Origin of the sequence: Oceanicaulis sp., from assembly GCF_965284345.1 — a bacterium.
In the GTDB taxonomy this organism is placed as follows: Bacteria; Pseudomonadota; Alphaproteobacteria; order Caulobacterales; family Maricaulaceae; genus Oceanicaulis; species Oceanicaulis alexandrii_A.
The window spans coordinates 2,699,241-2,717,555 of the sequence record NZ_OZ260073.1; the positions used below are offsets into that span (position 1 = coordinate 2,699,241).

Annotated in this window: 17 protein-coding genes and 1 tRNA gene; 16 read left to right on the forward strand and 2 right to left on the reverse strand. The window is 62.0% G+C overall.

All coding sequences use genetic code 11. The features are described from left to right. The 8 genes from ACQ66J_RS13110 (at window position 1) to ACQ66J_RS13145 (ending at window position 8,983) form a co-directional block, all read left to right on the forward strand. The gene (locus tag ACQ66J_RS13110) at window positions 1-2,193 is read left to right on the forward strand and encodes an RNA degradosome polyphosphate kinase (RefSeq protein WP_375549288.1); all 2,193 of its coding nucleotides are present in this window, start codon (window positions 1-3) and stop codon (window positions 2,191-2,193) included. Next, complete coding sequence (locus tag ACQ66J_RS13115) at window positions 2,193-3,731, forward strand: Ppx/GppA family phosphatase (protein WP_430431978.1); 1,539 nt, start codon at window positions 2,193-2,195, stop codon at window positions 3,729-3,731. Before ACQ66J_RS13110 ends, ACQ66J_RS13115 begins: the two co-directional genes overlap by 1 nt. Window positions 3,732-3,776: 45 nt before the next feature. Beyond that, complete coding sequence (locus tag ACQ66J_RS13120) at window positions 3,777-4,289, forward strand: potassium channel family protein (protein ID WP_430431979.1); 513 nt, start codon at window positions 3,777-3,779, stop codon at window positions 4,287-4,289. A gap of 78 nt (window positions 4,290-4,367) precedes the next feature. After that, complete coding sequence (locus ACQ66J_RS13125) at window positions 4,368-6,398, forward strand: acetyl-CoA carboxylase biotin carboxylase subunit (protein WP_430431980.1); 2,031 nt, start codon at window positions 4,368-4,370, stop codon at window positions 6,396-6,398. Between the two features lie 151 nt (window positions 6,399-6,549). Continuing rightward, a complete protein-coding gene (locus ACQ66J_RS13130) occupies window positions 6,550-7,110 on the forward strand; it encodes a DUF805 domain-containing protein (protein ID WP_375549284.1) in 561 nt (186 codons plus the stop codon). A gap of 79 nt (window positions 7,111-7,189) precedes the next feature. Beyond that, window positions 7,190-7,717, forward strand: a complete 528-nt coding sequence (locus tag ACQ66J_RS13135; RefSeq protein ID WP_430431981.1) for a DUF805 domain-containing protein — start codon at window positions 7,190-7,192, stop codon at window positions 7,715-7,717. Between the two features lie 59 nt (window positions 7,718-7,776). Beyond that, window positions 7,777-8,364: a DUF805 domain-containing protein gene (locus ACQ66J_RS13140; RefSeq protein ID WP_375549282.1), complete on the forward strand. Its 588-nt coding sequence runs from the start codon at window positions 7,777-7,779 to the stop codon at window positions 8,362-8,364. Window positions 8,365-8,455: 91 nt separating this feature from the next. Continuing rightward, the gene (locus tag ACQ66J_RS13145; protein ID WP_430431982.1) at window positions 8,456-8,983 is read left to right on the forward strand and encodes a hypothetical protein; all 528 of its coding nucleotides are present in this window, start codon (window positions 8,456-8,458) and stop codon (window positions 8,981-8,983) included. Here the strand turns inward: ACQ66J_RS13145 and lipB are convergent. After that, the gene (lipB, locus tag ACQ66J_RS13150) at window positions 8,980-9,660 is read right to left on the reverse strand and encodes a lipoyl(octanoyl) transferase LipB (RefSeq protein ID WP_430431983.1); all 681 of its coding nucleotides are present in this window, start codon (window positions 9,658-9,660) and stop codon (window positions 8,980-8,982) included. The two genes, ACQ66J_RS13145 and lipB, sit on opposite strands and share 4 nt — an antisense overlap. A 104-nt stretch (window positions 9,661-9,764) precedes the next feature. On the opposite strand from lipB, the gene ACQ66J_RS13155 reads away from it, so the two are divergent. The 8 genes from ACQ66J_RS13155 to ACQ66J_RS13190 all read left to right on the forward strand — a co-directional run bounded on the left by ACQ66J_RS13155 (window position 9,765) and on the right by ACQ66J_RS13190 (window position 17,386). After that, window positions 9,765-10,010, forward strand: a complete 246-nt coding sequence (locus tag ACQ66J_RS13155; RefSeq protein WP_028284815.1) for a FliM/FliN family flagellar motor switch protein — start codon at window positions 9,765-9,767, stop codon at window positions 10,008-10,010. A gap of 62 nt (window positions 10,011-10,072) precedes the next feature. Further along, a tRNA-Leu gene (locus tag ACQ66J_RS13160) sits at window positions 10,073-10,159 on the forward strand. A gap of 161 nt (window positions 10,160-10,320) precedes the next feature. Further along, complete coding sequence (mgtE, locus tag ACQ66J_RS13165) at window positions 10,321-11,709, forward strand: magnesium transporter (protein WP_430431984.1); 1,389 nt, start codon at window positions 10,321-10,323, stop codon at window positions 11,707-11,709. A 48-nt stretch (window positions 11,710-11,757) separates the two neighbouring features. Beyond that, window positions 11,758-12,747 carry a Kelch repeat-containing protein gene (locus ACQ66J_RS13170; protein WP_430431985.1) on the forward strand — a complete coding sequence of 330 codons (990 nt, stop codon included), beginning with the start codon at window positions 11,758-11,760 and terminating at the stop codon, window positions 12,745-12,747. Window positions 12,748-12,809: 62 nt separating this feature from the next. Further along, window positions 12,810-14,774, forward strand: a complete 1,965-nt coding sequence (locus ACQ66J_RS13175; protein WP_430431986.1) for a glycoside hydrolase family protein — start codon at window positions 12,810-12,812, stop codon at window positions 14,772-14,774. Window positions 14,775-14,844: 70 nt separating this feature from the next. After that, window positions 14,845-16,017, forward strand: a complete 1,173-nt coding sequence (locus ACQ66J_RS13180) for an isovaleryl-CoA dehydrogenase (protein WP_375549276.1) — start codon at window positions 14,845-14,847, stop codon at window positions 16,015-16,017. Between the two features lie 100 nt (window positions 16,018-16,117). After that, on the forward strand, window positions 16,118-16,861 hold the full coding sequence (locus tag ACQ66J_RS13185) for a flavodoxin family protein (protein WP_430431987.1): 744 nt from the start codon (window positions 16,118-16,120) through the stop codon (window positions 16,859-16,861). 54 nt (window positions 16,862-16,915) lie between these two features. Then, the gene (locus ACQ66J_RS13190) at window positions 16,916-17,386 is read left to right on the forward strand and encodes a lysozyme inhibitor LprI family protein (protein WP_430431988.1); all 471 of its coding nucleotides are present in this window, start codon (window positions 16,916-16,918) and stop codon (window positions 17,384-17,386) included. 42 nt (window positions 17,387-17,428) lie between these two features. On the opposite strand, the gene ACQ66J_RS13195 is transcribed toward ACQ66J_RS13190, so the two are convergent. Then, window positions 17,429-18,256, reverse strand: a complete 828-nt coding sequence (locus ACQ66J_RS13195) for an aldo/keto reductase (protein ID WP_430431989.1) — start codon at window positions 18,254-18,256, stop codon at window positions 17,429-17,431. Window positions 18,257-18,315: the final 59 nt, after the last annotated feature.

Below are 18,315 nucleotides of genomic sequence, written 5' to 3' on the forward strand. Positions count from 1 at the left end.
ATGACCGACGCCGCGCCTTCATCCTCCAGATCCGGAACTGATGCGGAGGGGGCGATGGCCTCTCCGGACCGGTTCCTCAATCGCGAGCTGTCCTGGCTTCAGTTTAACTGGCGGGTCATTGAGGAGGCGCGCAATCCGCGTCATCCGGTGCTCGAGCGCCTGCGCTTCCTGTCGATCTCGGCCAGCAACCTTGATGAGTTCTACATGGTGCGCGTGGCCGGTCTGCGCGCCCAGCTGCGCAACGGCATGGACCGTCCCGGCATGGATGGCTGCACGCCCGGCCAGCAGCTCGACCAGATCAATGACGCCGCCACGGCGCTGATGTCCGCTCAGCAAGACACCTGGCGAGAACTCCAAGACCTTCTGGCGGAGCAGGGCGTGGAGCTGGTGGACGAAAAGAACCTGACAGCGAAAGAGCGCGAATGGCTGCGTGATGATTTTCTGGCGCATACGCTTCCGGTGATCACGCCGCTGGCGATTGATCCCGCGCACCCGTTCCCGTTCATTCCCAATCTCGGCTTCGCGCTGATGCTCAAGCTCAAGCGGCAACGCGACGGCCGGATCATGAATGCGCTTCTGCCCATGCCGGCCGGTGTGAAACGCTTTATCGAGATTCCTACCGAGCGTGTGGATGAGCAGGGGCGGCCGGTCAAACGCTTCATCGCGCTTGAAACCATCCTGATTCTGTTCATGGACGCGCTTTTCCCCGGCTTTGATCTTGTGGGCAAGGGCGCGTTCCGGATTATCCGCGACAGCGATATCGAGATCGAGGAAGAAGCCGAAGATCTGGTGCGCGAGTTTGAAGCGCTCTTGAAGCAGCGCCGCCGCGGGGTGCTGGTGCGCCTGAAAATCGAAGCGGGCATGCCTGAAGAACTGCGACGCTTCATCACCCAGCAATTGCATGCGGAAAAACAGGATGTGCAGCTGGTGGACGGCCTTTTGGGCATGGCGCAGCTCAGCCAGATGATTCCTGACGAGCGGCCCGAGCTGAAGTTTGATCCCTATGAGCCGCGCTTTCCTGAGCGCATCAAGGATCATGGCGGGGATGTGTTTGCGGCGATCCGGGCGAAAGACCTGATTGTTCACCACCCCTATGAAAGTTTTGACGTGGTGGTGGAATTTCTGCGCCAGGCGGCGCGTGACCCCGATGTCATCACCATCAAGCAGACGCTTTACCGCACTTCCAAGGACTCGCCCATCATCGCCGCGCTGATCGAGGCGGCGGAAGCAGGCAAGAACGTCACGGCGCTGGTCGAGCTGAAGGCCCGCTTTGATGAGGAAGCCAATCTGCGCTGGGCGCGCGATCTGGAGCGCGCCGGCGTGCAGGTCGTCTACGGCTTTATCGAGTACAAGACCCACGCCAAGATTTCATTGGTGGTGCGCCGCGAAGGCGCGGACCTGCGCAGCTACGCGCATTTCGGCACGGGCAATTACCATCCGATCACGGCGCGCATCTATACCGATCTGTCGCTGTTCACCGCCGATCCCGCCTTTGGCCGGGATGCGGGCCGGATCTTCAACTATGTCACCGGTTACGCTCGTCCGGCGGCGCTTGAAAAGCTGGTGATCAGCCCGATCAACATGCTCGAATTCATCTGCGAGAAGATCGACCGCGAGATCGAGAACGCCAAGGCGGGCAAACCCGCCGGCGTCTGGGCGAAAATGAATTCGCTGGTCCATCCGCGCGTCATCGACAAGCTCTATGAAGCGAGCCAGGCCGGGGTCAGGTGCGAGTTGATCATGCGCGGCATTTGCTGTTTGAAGCCGGGCGTGCCGGGCCTGTCAGAGAATATTCGCGTCAAGTCCATTGTCGGGCGCTTTCTGGAGCATTCGCGCATCGCCTGTTTCGCCAATGGCGCGCCCATGCCCAGCCCGCAGGCGGAGATCTATATCTCGTCGGCCGACTGGATGCCGCGCAATCTGGACCGGCGGATCGAAACCCTGTGTCCGATCGAGAACCCGACCGTGCACCGGCAAGTGCTCGATCAGATCATGGTCGCCAATCTCAATGATGAAACGCAGAGTTGGTATATGAACGCCGACGGCTCCTATACGCGCTTTGATACGGATGGCGTGGACGAGCCGTTCTCGGCGCATGCGTATTTCATGACCAATCCGTCCCTGTCGGGCCGGGGTGAAGCGCTCAAGCGCGATCAGCCGCCCGCCTTTCCCCATGTGGGTCCGCGCGACTGATGGGCGTACGTGACATTTTCGGCTTCGGCAGCGCCGAGCCTCAGCTCAAGGGTCGCGACGTCGCGGTCATTGATGTGGGCTCGAACTCGGTGCGCATGGTGCAATATCGGGTTGAAGGGCGGATGCTCTGGCCGGTCTTCAACGAGAAGACGATGGCCGGGCTCGGCGGCGGCGCGGCTGAGACAGGGCGCCTGAACCCTGAAGGTGTCGAGGCCGCCCTGCGTACGCTCAAACGCTTCACCCAATTGCTCGACGCCAAGGGCGTCACGACGCGGGGCGCTGTGGCGACCGCGGCGGTGCGCGAATGCGTGGACGGTCCCGACTTCGTCCAGCGAGTACGCGACGAGACCGGCCTGGTGATTGACGTTCTCAGTGGTGAGGAAGAGGGACGCTATTCCGCGCTGGGCGTGCTGGCGGGTGTGGGTGATGCGTGGGGCGTCACAGGCGATCTGGGCGGGTCCAGCCTGGAGCTGACAGGGCTTGAGGGGCGCAATACGCTTTCTGCTGTTTCGCTGCCTTTGGGGCCGCTTGCCGTGAATGCGGCCAGTCACAAGGCGGCGGACCTGCGCGATCATGTGGACGAGCAGTTGGCGAAGGCCAGCAAACTTTTGAAGGATGAGGGCGACACGTTTTACGCCGTGGGCGGCGCCTGGCGGTCCTTCGCCAACCTGTCCATGACCTTGCGCAATTATCCGCTGCGCCTGCTGCATGAGTACGAAATGACGCCCGAACAGGTGCGCAAGGCCGTCGATTTCGCCATGAGCCAGAGCGAAAGCTCGCTGGCTTCCGTTCCGGGCGTGGCCGCCAAACGGGCGGCCAGTTTGCCCTATGCCGCCATGCTGCTGGATCGGGTGATAAAAGCGGGCGAGTTTTCTCGCGTGGTCTTTTCCGCCAATGGCTTGCGCGAGGGCGTGGTGTGCGTCAGCGATCTGAGCCTTGTGCAGGAGGGGGATCCGCTGTTGAGCGGTGCGGAGGCGATGGCTCATTCCGCGTCACCTGAGCCCGCATTCGGCCTGGCGCTTGCGGATTGGCTGGAGCCCGCCTTCAAAGGCGCACCCGCCGCGTTTTCCGACATCCGCGATCAACGCTTGCGCGCGGCGGCGGCGCGTTTGTGCGATATCGGCGCGCGCCTGCATCCGGATCACCGAGGCGACCTGGCCTTCACCCAAGTCCTCTATGCGCCCATTGGCGGGTTGAGCCATGACGAGCGTGCGTTTCTCGCGCTCTGCCTGCACCACCGTTATGAAGGCAAGACCGTCCGCACGGATGAGTGTGTCTCCAGCCATCTGCTCACCGAAGAGCAGCGCGCCGCGGCGGTGCGGGTGGGGCTGGGATTGCGCTTTGGCGCCGCCTTGTCGGGGCGGACTGCGAAACTGCTGAAGTCTTTCAACTTGTCGCGCCGTGAGGACGGTTTGCTGATTACGGCGCGACCGGAGACCGAGGACCTGATCGTCGAGCGGGCCTGGAAGCGCTTCGAACAGTTTTGCAGCGCGATGGGGCTCAAGCCTATCATGTCAGATAGGCGCGCCAGCCGATGATGCGCCGGCCGCTCGGCCTTGTGACATTGGTCAGTGAGAGGACGCATGGACTTGTTTTCTTTTCTCGCCCTGGCGACGGGGATGGTGGTGCTGACCACGTCTATTCACCTGGGCGGCCTTGTAGCCTTGATCGCAGTGATGCGCTGGCGGGAGGGGCATTCCAATCATGTGAGCTCCGCCTGGTGGCAGATGGCGCTGATCCTGGGCGTCGTGCAGGGCCTGTTCTTACTGCACGCCGTCCAGATCCTTGTGTACGCCGCGCTGTATCGATTGGGCGGTGTGATCGATACCTTTGAGGAAGCTTTGTATTTCTCAACCTCAACCTTCACCACCGTGGGCTATGGCGACATCGTGCTGGAGCCGGGCTGGCGGGTTCTGGCGGGGATTGAAAGCGCGAACGGCTTCCTGCTGCTGGGCTGGTCGACGGCCTTTCTGCTGCAAGTGGTCAGCCGGTTGCGCTCGGTGGAGTTTCGCTGGCTGGACCGCCGGGAAGACGAGGCGGAATTGTTTGAAACCCGCAAGGCGAGCCATACGGACGAGGCGGATCGCAACCGCTAGCATCTCGTCCGACTTGCCCCCGTGCTCCGCAGCGCGCTAAACCATCCGCACATTTCAGAAAGTTCGACAGGACCGGGCATGTTCAACAAGATCCTCATCGCCAACCGCGGCGAAATTGCTGTGCGCGTCATCAAGACCTGCAAGCGGTTGGGCATTCCCACCGTGGCGGTCTATTCCGAAGCGGATGCGGATACGCTGGCGGTGGAGATGGCGGATGAGGCTGTGTTCATCGGGCCGCCCGCGCCGGGCGAATCCTATCTCGTCATGGACAAGATCATTCAGGCCTGCCTGGACACCGGCGCGGACGCGGTGCATCCCGGTTTCGGCTTCCTGTCTGAAAACGCGAACTTCCCCAAAGCGCTGGCGGAGAAGAACATCGCCTGGATCGGCCCGAACCCGCACGCCATCTCGGCCATGGGCGACAAGCTGGAATCCAAGAAACTGGCCGCCGAGGCCGGCGTCAGCACCGTGCCCGGCTTCAAAGGCGAGATCGAAGACGACCAGCAGGCCGTCGAAGTGGCGGGTGATATCGGCTATCCGGTGATGATCAAGGCGTCAGCCGGCGGCGGCGGCAAGGGCATGCGCATCGCCCGCTCTGAATCAGAAGTGCGCGAAGGCTTCCAGGCCGCCCGGAACGAAGCGAAATCCTCGTTCGGCGATGATCGCATCCTGATCGAGAAATTTGTCGAGAAGCCGCGCCATATCGAGATCCAGGTGCTGGGCGACAAGCATGGCAATGTGGTGCACCTCAATGAGCGCGAATGCTCGGTCCAGCGTCGTAACCAGAAAGTGCTGGAAGAAGCCCCGTCGCCCTTCCTCGATCCCGAAACCCGCAAGAAAATGGGCGATCAGGCTGTCGCCCTGTCCAAAGCGGTGGATTATGACAGCGCCGGCACGGTGGAGTTCATCGTCGACCCGGATCGCAATTTCTACTTCCTGGAAATGAACACCCGCCTTCAGGTGGAGCATCCGGTCACCGAGCTGACCCATGAGATCGACCTTGTGGAGCAGATGATCCGCGTCGCCGCCGGTGAAAAGCTCGGCTTCAAGCAGTCCGACATGCAGATCAAGGGCTGGGCGGTGGAAGCGCGTCTTTACGCCGAAGACCCTTATCGCGGCTTCCTGCCGTCGATCGGCCGGCTCAAGCACTATGTCGAGCCGCTGGAAGGCCCGATCGGACACGGCGCGCTGCGCATTGATTCCGGCGTGCGCGAGGGCGATGAAATCTCGATGTTCTATGACCCGATGATCGCCAAGGTCATCGGCTATGGCGACAATCGGGACGCGGCCATTGACGCTTTGTCAGAAACCCTTGACCGCTTGTATGTGGACGGTCTGCAGTCCAATGCGCCTTTCCTGTCCGCCGTGCTGGACGAGCCGGACTTCAAAAGCGGCCGCATCCATACCGGCTATATCGACGAGCACTTTCCCGAAGGCTTCAACGGCACCGCGCCGACCGAGTTCCAGCTCAAGAGCCTGTGCGCCACCGCAGCCTTCATCCACACCGTTTTTGTGGAGCGCGCAGCGCGCGTCTCGGGCCGGATCACCCCGCTGCCTGAAGAGGGTCTCGCCCATGAATGGGTGGTGATCTTGAATGATCAGCGTTTCCCGGTGGAGCTGCGCATCCCTGAAGGGGCGATGGAGCTGGATGAGGCGGGCGCCGAGCTTTGGGCGCCGGGCCTGATCGCGGAACCGGTGGTTCTGACCACCAGCTGGAAGCCGGGCGACCACATGTTTGAAGGCACGCTGGACGGTCAGGATTTCGCGGTCTTCGTCGCTGACCGCACCGAAGGCTACAAGCTGCGCCATCGCGGCTATCAGGCCGATGCGCTGGTGTGCACGCCGCGCATCGCCGAACTTCACGCGCGTCTGCCGGAAAAAGAGCCGGTGGACACCGCCAAGCTGATCACCAGCCCGATGCCGGGCCTTGTGGTCTCCATTGCGGTTGAGGCGGGCCAGGAGGTCAAGGCGGGTGAAGCGCTGATGGTGGTCGAGGCCATGAAAATGGAGAACGTGCTGCGCGCGGAACTCGATGGCGTCATCAAGTCGGTCAACTGCGACGCGGGCGCTTCAGTCGCCGCTGATGAGCTCTTGATCGAGTTTGACTAAAGTTTTCATACAGGCCGTTTCAGAACGCTGCAGTCTTTATGGCTGCAGCGTTTTGTTTGCCAGTCTGCTTGCCCGATAACTTACCCAGACTTCATTTGACGTCAGACGTCCGGCGCAGGCACACTGAGCCCGTAAAGAAACGGAGTCTTGGATGAATCTCGGTCATACCCTGTTCAGCCCCAACGGTCGCAGCACCCAGAATGAGTACTGGCTGGGCGTGCTGATCGTGGTTCTTGGCAATGTGTTTCTCGCGCCCTTGCCGGTGATCGGGGCCATCTTCTGGATCGGCCTGATCTATGTCGGCGCTGTCGTGTCCGCCAAGCGGTTGCATGATGCGGGAAAGACCGGCTGGATTCATCTTATTCCCTGGGTTATTTCACTGTCTTTGATGGGATTTGGCGTTGTGGCCGCAGGCGGCGCCGCGCTCGTGCCTGTCCTGGACATGATTGGCACGCCGGGGGGCTGGGAGATGTTGGAATCGGGTGATTTGTCTCCGAAAGCCACGGCCCAGCTGGTCAGTGGCGGCTTGCTGGCGGCGGGCGGCCTGCTGCTCTTCTGGTCGCTCTCTGCGCTGACCTGGGTGGTGTACACGATCTGGGTGGGTGTTCTGAGCTCGGATCAGGACGATAATGTGTATGGGCCTGCGCCGCGTCAGACTGTGTACGCCCAAGCCGCTACCCGTTCAGCCGGGGCGCCGCCCGCTGAGGGCTGATCCGGTTTCTCTTGACGCGAGTCGCCGAACAGCGAACGCTGCGTTTACGCGCTTCTCTACATCAAAGCCTGGGGACATCATGGATATTGGAAATCTGCTGTTCAATCCGAACGGCCGAATTGGCCAGAAAGAGTTCTGGATTGGCGTTGCGATCATTTTCGGCGGCAATCTGCTGCTGACGTGGATCCCGTTTCTCGGCACGCTCATCTGGCTGGCTCTGCTTTGGGTCGGTGTCGCGGTTTATGGCAAGCGCTTGCATGATGCGGGCAACAGCGCCTGGTTGCATGCCGTGCCTTGGGGCGTCTCAATTCTGCTGGGGGTGATCGGCTCGATCATGCTGGGGGGTGTGTTCATCGCGGCAATGGCGGGCGAGGGCGATGTCAATATGGGCGCGTTGATCGCCGGCGGCGGCATGGCCAGCGTCTTTTTCCTGCTCAGCACGCTTGTCTGGGTCGCCTACACGATCTGGGTGGGGGTTCTGAAAAGCGACGCAGGCGCCAACGCTTACGGTCCGGCCCCGGTGATTGATGCGACTGCAGCGCCGGTTGAACCGGCCGCGCCGGCGGATGCGCGGACGGATGCAGATTTGGGCGAATCCAAAGATTGATATGGACGACGGTCGGCCATCAGGGCTGACCGGCAAGGGGAAGAGACGGAGGGCGTCCCATGAGTTTGATGAGTGTTCTTTTTGCGCCGAACGGGCGCATCAATCCAAGCCAGTTCCAGACCGGCGCCTTGGTGCTGCTGGGGATCGGTTTCGTGATGGCCCTGCTGTCACTGACCGGCAACGCAGCTCTGATGGGCGTGCAGACTTTGGTTGGTTTGGCCTTGATTTATCCGTGGGTCGTGCTGTGGCGCAAACGCTTGCATGATAACGGCAAATCCGGCTGGTTCCTGGTGTTGATCGTGCTGGTCTGGTTCATTCTCAGCATGATTGTCGGCCAGGTCGTCACCATGATGTTCGCGGGCGACATGATGCAGGCCATGGAAGATGTCACCGGCTTCTCCCAGATGATGCAGGCTCAGGCGCAGTTGGCGCAGGAGCTGGCCTTGCCCAATGCGATCTCGTCGCTGGTTGTCGGTTTGATCGTGGTGTTCGGCGCCAACGCTATTCTGAAGTCTGATCCGCAGGAAAACCGCTATGGCCCGCCAGTGGGCGGCGAGGGCGCTGCGGCTCCGATGGACGCACCGGCTGAAGCCCCGGCGGAGACCCCCGCGGAAACTCCGACCGAGGACACCGATCCGAAGACCTGAACTTGATGGCCCTGCGACGCAGGGCGGGCTTGCCATGGACGCGCGCTCCGTTTCATACCGGGGCGCGCGTTTTATTTTGCGAGGAGCCGACGTGACCCAACCCAGTTTTGATCTGAAGACGGCGTTCATGCCGGTCTTTCGCTCCACCGAGGACGAGTTCTGGATCGGGCTGGGCGTGATCGCGGCGCTGGACGCCTTGCGCATCAGCTTTTCACCGGCCGCGGGCGTTCTGTCCTGGCTGGTCATCGCCTTTTTCGCCAGCACGGTGTTCATCAACCGCTATCGCGCGCTGGGCAAGCCCACAGCGCTCGCCCTGGCGGCGTTGGCTGGCGCCACCGTGATCAAGATCATCACCGGCCTGTTCGGCATGGCGTCGCGCGCCTACCCGGAATTCGTCGCCTTTCTGGAGTACCAGGGCGTGAATATGGACGACCCGGCTGCGGTGCAGGCGGCGGCCTATGATCCAGCGATCCAGCAAGCGTATCAGGAGCGACTGACCTCGGACCCGGAGTTCGCGATGGCGATCCTGCATGCGGGCGCCTGGCCGTCCATGTGGGGGTTCTGGCTGGTGCTGGCGGCGGTGGGATACTGGACAGCGCGCAGCACGGTCAGAAGCTAGAGCGGCGGCTCTTCGCGATGGGTGGCGCCGAACACGTCTTCGAAAGCGTTCTTGAGCGCCAGATCGGCGTCCTCCATCGTCACGGGCAGTCCCAGATCCACAAGGCTTGTGACCCCGTAGCGCGGATCAGAGATGCCGCAGGGGGTGATGCCGCCAAAGTGCGACAGGTCCGGCTCCACATTCAGTGCGATGCCGTGAAACGACACCCAGCGGCGCAGGCGGATGCCGATGGCGGCGATCTTGTCCTCGCGTTCCGGGCCGCCAGGCTGGGTGCGGTCCACCCACACGCCCACGCGTCCGCAGCGGCGCTCGCCGGCGACGTTGAAGCTGTCGAGCGTTCCGATGATCCACTGTTCTAAATCGCGCACGAATTTGCGCGCGTCCCGGCCGCGCGTCCTGAGGTCGAGCATCACATAGGCCACGCGCTGGCCAGGGCCGTGATAGGTGTATTCGCCGCCGCGCCCGGTCTTGTGAACGGCAAAGCGCTCGGGATCTTGCAGGTCTTCAGGTTTGGCGCTGGTGCCGGCGGTGTAGAGCGGGTCGTGCTCCAAAAGCCAGATCAGTTCGCCCGCTTCCCCCTTGGCGATGGCTTCGGCGCGCGCTTCCATGGCGGCCACGGCGTCAGGGTAGGGGATACGGGCCTCAGAGACCGCCCAGCCGATGGTCGCGTCTGTCATGATCTTGCAGGCCCTTAACTGTCGAGAAACCGTAGCGGAACATCGTGAGACTGAACGCGCATGACAAGGGTTATGCGCCATAGAGCAACAGTGATGCACGTTTCATGAGCCAATTAGGCGCCGTTCAGGTCGAAATCTCCGTGCTTCTGGGCCGGTCCAAGCTGCCGATTCACCAATTCCTGCGCATGGGCCGGGGCGCGGTGATTCCCCTGGACGCCGCCGAGCATGACGAAGTGTGGATTCTGGCCAATAACCATCCGATCGCGCGTGGTGAAATCATCATCCAGGGCGATCGGGTGGCGGTCTCGATCACTGACGCTGCAGACGTTCACGACTATTTCGCTGCATAAGCACCTCACATAAGGGCTTCACAAGAGGGGCCGGGCTTGGTACACGCCCGCTTCCCGAATTCGCGGCCGTGGCGGAATTGGTAGACGCGCAGCGTTGAGGTCGCTGTGGGGTAAAACCCGTGGAAGTTCGAGTCTTCTCGGCCGCACCATCTTTCGCGCTTTCTGCAAGCGCTGACAGATAAGCCTGATGCTGACGCGTCAGGCTTTTTTGTTTTTTCGCGACAACAGCACGCGCCATCTCGATTTCATCGGCGCCCGCGAGTATCGTGTCTTACACGCTGCCCCCCATTCCAGAAAAACGCGAGACGCCATGACGCAACCGGTTGAAGAGCTGCACCGTGACGATGTGACAACCGGTATGGATTTGCCTGAAGGGGTGCTTGTGGAACTGATTGGCGCGATTGCGGATCGCGACCCCACATTGATCCGGCAATTGCTCGCGCCCTTGCACCCGGCGGACATTGCGGACCTGATCGAACAACTCAGCTGGGACCAGCAGCGACTGCTCGCTGAGCTCGACGCGTCGCTGCTCACCGGCGAAGTGCTGGCCGAGATCGGGTATGACACGCGCGCAGGCCTGTTTGATCTGCTGGAGACCCAGCAGATCGTAGACGCGCTGGATGGTCTGGATTCCGACGACAAGACCATGGTGGTCGAAGAGCTGGAGCCGGACGTGCGTGAAGCGGTGCTGGCCGCTGTCTCCGCCGAAGATCGCGAACATCTGGAAGCTTCGCTCGCGTTTGAGGAAGAGACCGCCGGTCGCCTGATGCAGCGCGAGTTTGTCGCTGCACCGCAATTCTGGACGGTGGGTCACACTATCGACCATATGCGGCTTGCGGGCGAAGAGCTGCCGGACCTCTTCTTTGAGGTTTTCATCGTGGACGAAGGCTTCCGCCCCATCGGGGCGGTGCCTGTCAGCCGCCTGATGCGCTCTCAACGCGAGACGCCGCTCTCTGAGCTGATGGAATCGGCCAAGATCACGATCCGTCCCGAAGACGATCAGGAAGACGCCGCGTATCTGTTTGAGAAATATCACCTGATCTCGGCGCCTGTGGTGGACGATTCGGGCCGTCTCAAAGGCATGCTGACTGTCGATGACATCGTCGACGTCATCCAGGAAGAGAACAAGGAAGACTTGCTGGCGCTGGCCGGGGTGAACGAAGCCGGTCTGGCGGATACGGTCTGGGAATCAGTGAAATCTCGCGCGCCCTGGCTGCTGGTCAATCTGGGCACGGCGGTGCTGGCTTCGCTGGTGATCGCGCTGTTTGACCAGGCCATCGCCCAGCTCGTGGCGCTGGCGGTGCTGATGCCGATCGTCGCCTCCATGGGCGGAAACGCCGGCACGCAATCGCTGGCGGTCGCGGTGCGCGCGCTCGCGACGCGTGACCTGACCGGCGCGAACTCGCTCCGCTTCGTCTGGCGCGAAGCGGCGGCGGGGCTCGTGAATGGCGTCATTTTCGCAGTGATCATGGGGATCATCGCCGCAGTCTGGTTCCAGGAACCGGATCTGGGCTGGGTCATCGCGGTGGCCATGGTGATCAACCTCGCCATCGCCGGCCTTGCAGGGGTTCTGGTGCCCTTGGGGCTCAAGCATTTCGGCGCCGACCCGGCTGTCGCGTCATCGGTTTTTGTCACGACCGTGACGGATGTGGTGGGATTTGTCGTGTTTTTGGGCCTGGGCGCCCTTGTTCTGCTTTAATCTCGCGCGACCTGTAGGCAGACTACGATCCTGAGGGAGGCCTTTGTCATGAACCATGCTGCTCTGGCGCTAATAATCGCTCTTGTCGGCGCGTCGCCGTTAGCGGCTCAGGATTCCGGGGTGCAGACGCCATCCTTTGACAGCGGGCTGCGCCTGTCAGGTCCATGGGCGATCGGGCCGCGTCTGGATCAGGCGCGGGCCGGGCTGTCTGCGACGGTGCTGGACGGCCGGATCTATGCCGCGGGCGGCGCCGGTCTCGCCAATCCGCGCGACGCCCTGGAGGTCTATGACCCTGAAAGCGGCGCCTGGCGCGTGCTCAAACCCATGCCTATGGGGCTGGAGCGCTTTGGCATGGCGGTGCTGGGCGGCAAGATCTATGTGGCGGGCGGGTATTCGTCAGAAGCGGGCGCGGAACCGATCGACCAGGTCTGGTCCTATGATCCCGAAACAGATTCGTGGAGCGCGGAGACGGCGCTCCCCGGCGCCAAGGCCAGCCTGTCTCTGGTTTCTGTCAATGACCGGCTTTACGCCCTGGGCGGTGAAGACGGCGCACCGGGCCTGTTTGTCTATGACCCTGAAACGCAGAGCTGGAACGCCGCGGAAGCGCCTGACGAGATCAACCGTCGGGGCGCGGCGGCCGTGGTCTTGGGTGATGAAATCTGGCTGATCGGCGGCGCCCGGAACGGGCAGGCGACATCGCGTGTGGATGTTTACCATACACTGTCTCAAACTTGGCGCCGCGCCCCGGATCTGCCTGAACCCCGGGCCGGCCATGCCGCCGCTGTGCTGGATGGCGCCGTTCATGTCTTTGGCGGGCGCAGCGCAGATATGCGTCGAACCTTGGCCAGTCATGTCGCGCTGAACGCCGGGTCTGAGACCTGGGAAAGCCTGTCTGATATGCCCGCCGCCCGCACAGAGGCAGGGGTGGTCAGCGTTAATGGCGCGATCTGGTTAATCGGCGGCGGATCGGGCGCAGGCTTCTTTGCGCCCTTTACGGCTTTGGACGCGGTGGACATTTTCTCGACGTCAGAGCGCTGACGGTCCTGAGTTTGCATCGCGCTTCATGACTGAAGATCCAACCGTTTCGAAACGGGACAGCGATGACACCGCGTTTGAAATCCACCCGCGCCGCGCGCGACCTGATCAAGGCTCACGAGCCCTTCCTGGCGGAGGCTGAACGGCGTGGCAAACGCTGGACGGTCGGCTATGGCCATACCGCTTCTGCAAAAGAAGGCGTCACGCTGAAGCCCGAAGACGCCGAACTTCTGCTGATCTATGACGTCATGCGCGCCGAGCAGACCATTGACGCCAATGTCGGCGCGGAGATGGCGGCGCCCATGCGCGATGCGCTGGTGTCCTTCGCCCTCTCAGTGGGGTTGCGGGCGTTCAAGGTGTCTGACGTGGCGCGTTTGGCGCGAGCGGGCCGTCATCGCGACGCCGCCGCCGCCATCGAAACCTGGGTGCGCGCCGATCAGGACGGCCGGCTGGTTGTCTCTGACCGTTTGGTCACCCGCCGTGCGGCGGAAAAGGCGCTGTATCTGTCAGGGCTGGAAGATAGCGCGGCCAATATCGACGCGCCGTCCATGGTGGCTGAACCCGAACCGGCATCGGAGGCGGGGGCGGACATCGCAGCTGAAACGCCTGCTGAAGCGCCAGCCGCTGAAGCTGCGCTGTCTCAGGTTGTAGAAGACGAGGCTGTTCCGGACGAGCCCGACGCCGCGCCAGTCGACGACGCACAGGCAGAAGCTGGGCCTGAGCCTGAGCCTGAGCCTGAGCCTGAGCCTGAGCCGGAAGACGCGCATGACGCATCGTCCGGATTGGTTGAGCTCGATATTGCTTTTGAAACGCCGGACGACGAGACGGCAGGGGACAGCCGTGTAGAGCCCCAAATCGTTTCGCCAGACCCCGAAGCCGCCGCCGAACAGGGTGAGGACGCGTCACAAGACGAGTCCGACAGTGAATCCGAAACGGGTGAGCCTGAGATGGTTGAGGCGTCAGACGCCGAGTCTTCAGAACCTGCGGAATCTGCGGCGCTCAGCGAACTGGGGGAAGCGCCTGAGCAGGTTGAGGTTGCGACTGAGGAGACTGAAGCCTCTGAGGCGACGGAAACGTTTGACGCGCCAGAGGCTGATGAGGCTCAGCCTGATCTCGATGCCGTGAAACAGGCGCAGGACGCGTCCATCGCCGCCGTGATGGCGCGTATGGCCCAGCAGGTCTCCGCCAGCATTGCGACGGCTCCGGCGTCAACGCAGGCGGATGATCCCGTCAAACTTGGCTACAGCTTCTTGTCCACGGCTCATGTGGATATGGCCTTACCCTCCGTGACCCGCGATGCGAGCGAGACCGCTCAGCCCGTGGCGCCGCAAGAGGATGTGAGAGCCAAACCGAGCAGTCTGTTCAGCAGCACGGCCGTGCCGATGGGGCCGTTTCACGGCGCATTGCAGGTCTCATCGATTAAAGTGACCGCGATTGCACCCGAGGCGTTGCCGCAGGGTTCAGACGCGCAAGACGCGGACGCCGACGGGGATGTGGACAGTGTTCAAATCGCTGCGCCCTTGTCTGACTCAGATGATGCGATTTCGGTTGAAGTTCCGGCGGATGAGGACGCTGCCCCCGAAGCGTTGACGGCGTCTCATGACGCGCCGAATGGCGCCGAGGTGTTCTCTGCGCCGCCGCATCCTGCGCTTGCGCCGGCGTCCGCGCCAGGCATGTCGGGTGATGTGGAAGGCCCAGATCATCCCGACAAGGATGACGAAGACCCCCATCACGAGCTTCATGAGGACGGCGAAGAACTGGACCCCACGGTGGTGGCCGGGACCGAAGCGCCTGCGGCGTTGGAAACAGAGCCGACCCAGTCCAAGGGCGGGGATGTGATGTTCATCTCCTCGCTGGCTGTGGGCGGCGCGATGGTCGGCCTGGGCGGCTGGGACATCGCCGCGAACATGGACGCCTATATGGAACTGGGCCTGTCCTATTCGCCACTGGGTCCGATCGTGTTCGGCGCCGGCGTGCTGCTGAGCGCGGCGTCGGCCTGGTTCATTATCGGGCGACGCAACGATAAATAGCGCCGCGCGCCTGAATTGGCGAGATTTGTGCGAACTTGACGCGCCGCCCGCGCGTGGTATTTCGCGGTCTATGATTTCGAACCAGTACCCTTCGCTCGAGTTCCCTCTGGGCGACACCGCGGACATGCTGCGCGATACCGTGCAGTCGTTCGCGTCCGATCATATCGCTCCGCGCGCCGCTGAAATCGACGCCAAGGACGAGTTCCCCGCCGACCTCTGGACCAAGATGGGTGAGCTGGGCCTTCTGGGCCTGACCGTCGAGGAAGAGTATGGCGGCTCCGGACTGGGCTATACCGAACACTGTATCGTCATGGAGGAGATCTCCCGGGCCAGCGCCTCGGTGGGCCTCAGCTATGGCGCGCACTCCAATCTGTGCGTCAATCAGATCCGTCTGAACGGCTCTGAAGCGCAAAAGCAGAAATACCTGCCCAAGCTGATCTCCGGCGAGCATGTGGGCGCGCTGGCCATGTCCGAACCCGGCGCGGGCTCTGACGTGGTCTCCATGCGCCTGAAAGCCGTGAAAAAGGGCGATCACTACGTCCTCAACGGCAACAAGATGTGGATCACCAACGGCCCGAGCGCCGATACGCTGGTGGTTTACGCCAAGACCGATCCTGAAGCGGGCTCCAAGGGCATCACCGCCTTCATGATCGAGAAGGGCATGAAGGGCTTCTCCATCGCCCAGAAGCTCGACAAGCTGGGCATGCGCGGCTCTGAAACCGGCGAGCTGGTGTTTGAAGATTGCGAAGTGCCCGAAGAGAATATTCTGGGTCAGATCGGAGGCGGCGTTCGCGTATTGATGAGCGGGCTCGATTATGAGCGTTCGGTGCTGGCGGCCGGCCCTGTGGGCATCATGCAAGCCTGCCTCGACGTGGTCATGCCGTACGTTCATGAGCGCAAGCAATTCGGCCAGGCCATTGGCGAGTTCCAGCTCATCCAGGGCAAGATCGCCGACATGTATACCCGCATGAACGCCAGCCGCGCCTATGTCTATGCGGTGGCCCAGGCATGCGACGCCAAGAAAACCACCCGTCAGGACGCGGCGGGCGCCATCCTGTTTGCGGCTGAAGCGGCGACCCAGTGCGCGCTCGACGCCATCCAGATCCTGGGCGGCAACGGCTATATTAATGAATACCCGACGGGCCGCTTGCTGCGTGACGCCAAGCTCTATGAGATCGGCGCCGGCACCAGCGAGGTTCGCCGCATGTTGATCGGTCGCGAGCTGTTTAATGCAACGAAATAAGGGCTGAGGCGTTGTGTCTGTGTCGAATGATACGACGCTCCCCTGACTTCAGAGCCCGCGCTTCGGCGCGGGCTTTTTTCTGCATGAAGAGGCGACCTTTATGGCTGAGTCCAAACTTTCCCCGCCCGCCCGCTATGACGACCTCAAGGCGCTGTTCATCAACTGCACGCTGAAACGCTCGCCCGAAGCGTCTCATACTGATGATCTGATGGATGTGTGCCGCGCCATCATGAAAACCCAAGGCGTCAGCGTGGACAGCGAGCGTTTGGTCGATCACCAGATCGCCTTCGGCGTTCAGCCGGATATGACCGACAAAGGTTGGGACCGCGATGACTGGCCGCAAATCTGGGACAAGGTGAAGGCGGCGGACATATTAGTTATCGGCACGCCCTTGTGGTTGGGCGAAGAGAGCTCGGTCGCGCGCATGCTGATCGAACGGCTCTACGCCCAGTCCGGCCAGCGTCAGGAGAACGGCCAGTTTGTCTATTACGGCAAGACGGGCGGCTGCGTGATCACCGGCAATGAGGACGGGGTGAAGCACACCGCCATGACGCTGCAATATGCGCTCTCACACATTGGCTATGTCATTCCGCCCCAGGCGGATGCGGGCTGGATTGGTGAGATCGGTCCGGGGTTGAGCTATGGTGATGAAAGTGAGGGCGGGGCGCCGGCAGGCCGCAACAACGCTTTCACCCAGACGAATGCGACCATCCTGAGCTGGAACCTCATGCATACGGCGCGATTGTTGAAGGATGCGGGCGGCTTTCCAGCTTTCGGCAACCAGGATGGCGAGACGATGAGCCGCCAGGCGCTCGGCCATCCTTTCTGGTCGCCAAAGGGCTGAAAATCGCCTTAGTTTCCCAGCAGCTTGATCAATCAGAGAGTTGAAGGGGACGCCATGCTGATCGAATTACTGGCTTTGACGCTGAGCCTGAGCGCCCAGAAAACGCCTGTCGCCGCGCCTTCAAGCGACGAAGCGCGTCTGAACGCCTGTCTGGCGCAGGCCGAGTATGCGGAAAGCTGCATAGGGGCCGTCTCGAACGCCTGCCAGGAGGATCCGGGCGGTTATACGACCTATGGCATGATGGAGTGCGAGCGTCGTGAAAACGCGCTGTGGGATCAGCGCCTGAATGCGGCCTATTCCCGGATGCGCGAGAGGATGCTGGAGCGTGATATGACGGCGCGGCGTGACGCTTTGCTGGCTGCGCAACGGCTCTGGCTGCAATATCGCGACGCCGAGTGCGAACAGCGCGGGCTCGCCTATGAAGGCGGCACGATGAGGGGCGTGGTTCACAATTCGTGCTTCAGCGGCTTTACGGCGCGTCGGGCGCTGGAGCTGGAGAGCCAACTTGAAGAGCTATCCCGCTAGACACAAAAAACCCCGCGCCATGGGCGCGGGGTTTTTTTGAGCCTACTTGTCCCAATCGGGCGCCCAATCGGGATCAATCAAACGGCCCTGCGGGCTGCGCAAGGCGTCAATGCGCCCCGTTTCCTCCTCGCTCAGATCGATCTCTGAAATCTTGAAATTGGACTCGATGTGCGCCTCGCTGGAGCTGCGCGGGATGGCGACGACGCTGTCTTGATCCACCAGCCACCGCAAGGCGATCTGGGCGGGGGAGACCCCATGTTTGCTGGCGATCTCCTTGATCACCTCATCTTCAAACACCTTGCCTTGCCCGATCGGGGAATAGGCGGTCATCGACAGGCCAGCGCTACGGCAGGCGTTGAGCACGGCGCTTTGATCGAGGAAGGGATGATATTCGACCTGATTGACCGCCAGAGGCGCATTGGAATGGGCCCGCGCTTCGTCCAGCAGGTCTACGGTGAAGTTGGACACGCCGATATGCGTGACGAGACCTGAGTCCACGACGTCGTTCATCGCTTGCATGGTTTCATCAAGCGGGACTTCCGGGACGGGCCAGTGCAGCAGCAGCAGGTCCACATAATCAGTTTTAAGTTTATCCAGACTCTCTTTGACCGAGGCTTGAAGATCGCCGTCCTTGAACTTGTCGCGCCAGACCTTGGTGGTCAGGAAAATGTCTTCGCGAGGCACGCCGGCTTGATGCAGGCCTGCGCCGACCTCTTTTTCATTGCCGTAAATCTGGGCGGTGTCGATATGGCGATAGCCGGTCTTGAGCGCATGGGCGACGCCGCGCGTCGCGTCTTCGTCCTCTAACTGCCAGGTGCCGAAGCCCAGCTTGGGAATATCTGCGCCATTGGCTTGGGTCCGCTCGATCATCGTGCGCTCCTTGTTTGCGTGTCCGGTGGACGTCAGCATCAAGAACGCGCAAGGACAGG

Excerpts from the sequence above, each read along its gene's own strand:
- ACQ66J_RS13110 (WP_375549288.1), top strand. The coding sequence starts at position 1 with ATGACCGACGCCGCGCCTTCATCCTCCAGATCCGGAACTGATGCGGAG.
- ACQ66J_RS13115 (WP_430431978.1), top strand. The coding sequence starts at position 2,193 with ATGGGCGTACGTGACATTTTCGGCTTCGGCAGCGCCGAGCCTCAGCTC.
- ACQ66J_RS13120 (WP_430431979.1), top strand. The coding sequence starts at position 3,777 with ATGGACTTGTTTTCTTTTCTCGCCCTGGCGACGGGGATGGTGGTGCTG.
- ACQ66J_RS13125 (WP_430431980.1), top strand. The coding sequence starts at position 4,368 with ATGTTCAACAAGATCCTCATCGCCAACCGCGGCGAAATTGCTGTGCGC.
- ACQ66J_RS13130 (WP_375549284.1), top strand. The coding sequence starts at position 6,550 with ATGAATCTCGGTCATACCCTGTTCAGCCCCAACGGTCGCAGCACCCAG.
- ACQ66J_RS13135 (WP_430431981.1), top strand. The coding sequence starts at position 7,190 with ATGGATATTGGAAATCTGCTGTTCAATCCGAACGGCCGAATTGGCCAG.
- ACQ66J_RS13140 (WP_375549282.1), top strand. The coding sequence starts at position 7,777 with ATGAGTTTGATGAGTGTTCTTTTTGCGCCGAACGGGCGCATCAATCCA.
- lipB (WP_430431983.1), bottom strand. The coding sequence starts at position 9,660 with ATGACAGACGCGACCATCGGCTGGGCGGTCTCTGAGGCCCGTATCCCC.
- ACQ66J_RS13155 (WP_028284815.1), top strand. The coding sequence starts at position 9,765 with ATGAGCCAATTAGGCGCCGTTCAGGTCGAAATCTCCGTGCTTCTGGGC.
- mgtE (WP_430431984.1), top strand. The coding sequence starts at position 10,321 with ATGACGCAACCGGTTGAAGAGCTGCACCGTGACGATGTGACAACCGGT.
- ACQ66J_RS13170 (WP_430431985.1), top strand. The coding sequence starts at position 11,758 with ATGAACCATGCTGCTCTGGCGCTAATAATCGCTCTTGTCGGCGCGTCG.
- ACQ66J_RS13175 (WP_430431986.1), top strand. The coding sequence starts at position 12,810 with ATGACACCGCGTTTGAAATCCACCCGCGCCGCGCGCGACCTGATCAAG.
- ACQ66J_RS13180 (WP_375549276.1), top strand. The coding sequence starts at position 14,845 with ATGATTTCGAACCAGTACCCTTCGCTCGAGTTCCCTCTGGGCGACACC.
- ACQ66J_RS13185 (WP_430431987.1), top strand. The coding sequence starts at position 16,118 with ATGGCTGAGTCCAAACTTTCCCCGCCCGCCCGCTATGACGACCTCAAG.
- ACQ66J_RS13190 (WP_430431988.1), top strand. The coding sequence starts at position 16,916 with ATGCTGATCGAATTACTGGCTTTGACGCTGAGCCTGAGCGCCCAGAAA.
- ACQ66J_RS13195 (WP_430431989.1), bottom strand. The coding sequence starts at position 18,256 with ATGATCGAGCGGACCCAAGCCAATGGCGCAGATATTCCCAAGCTGGGC.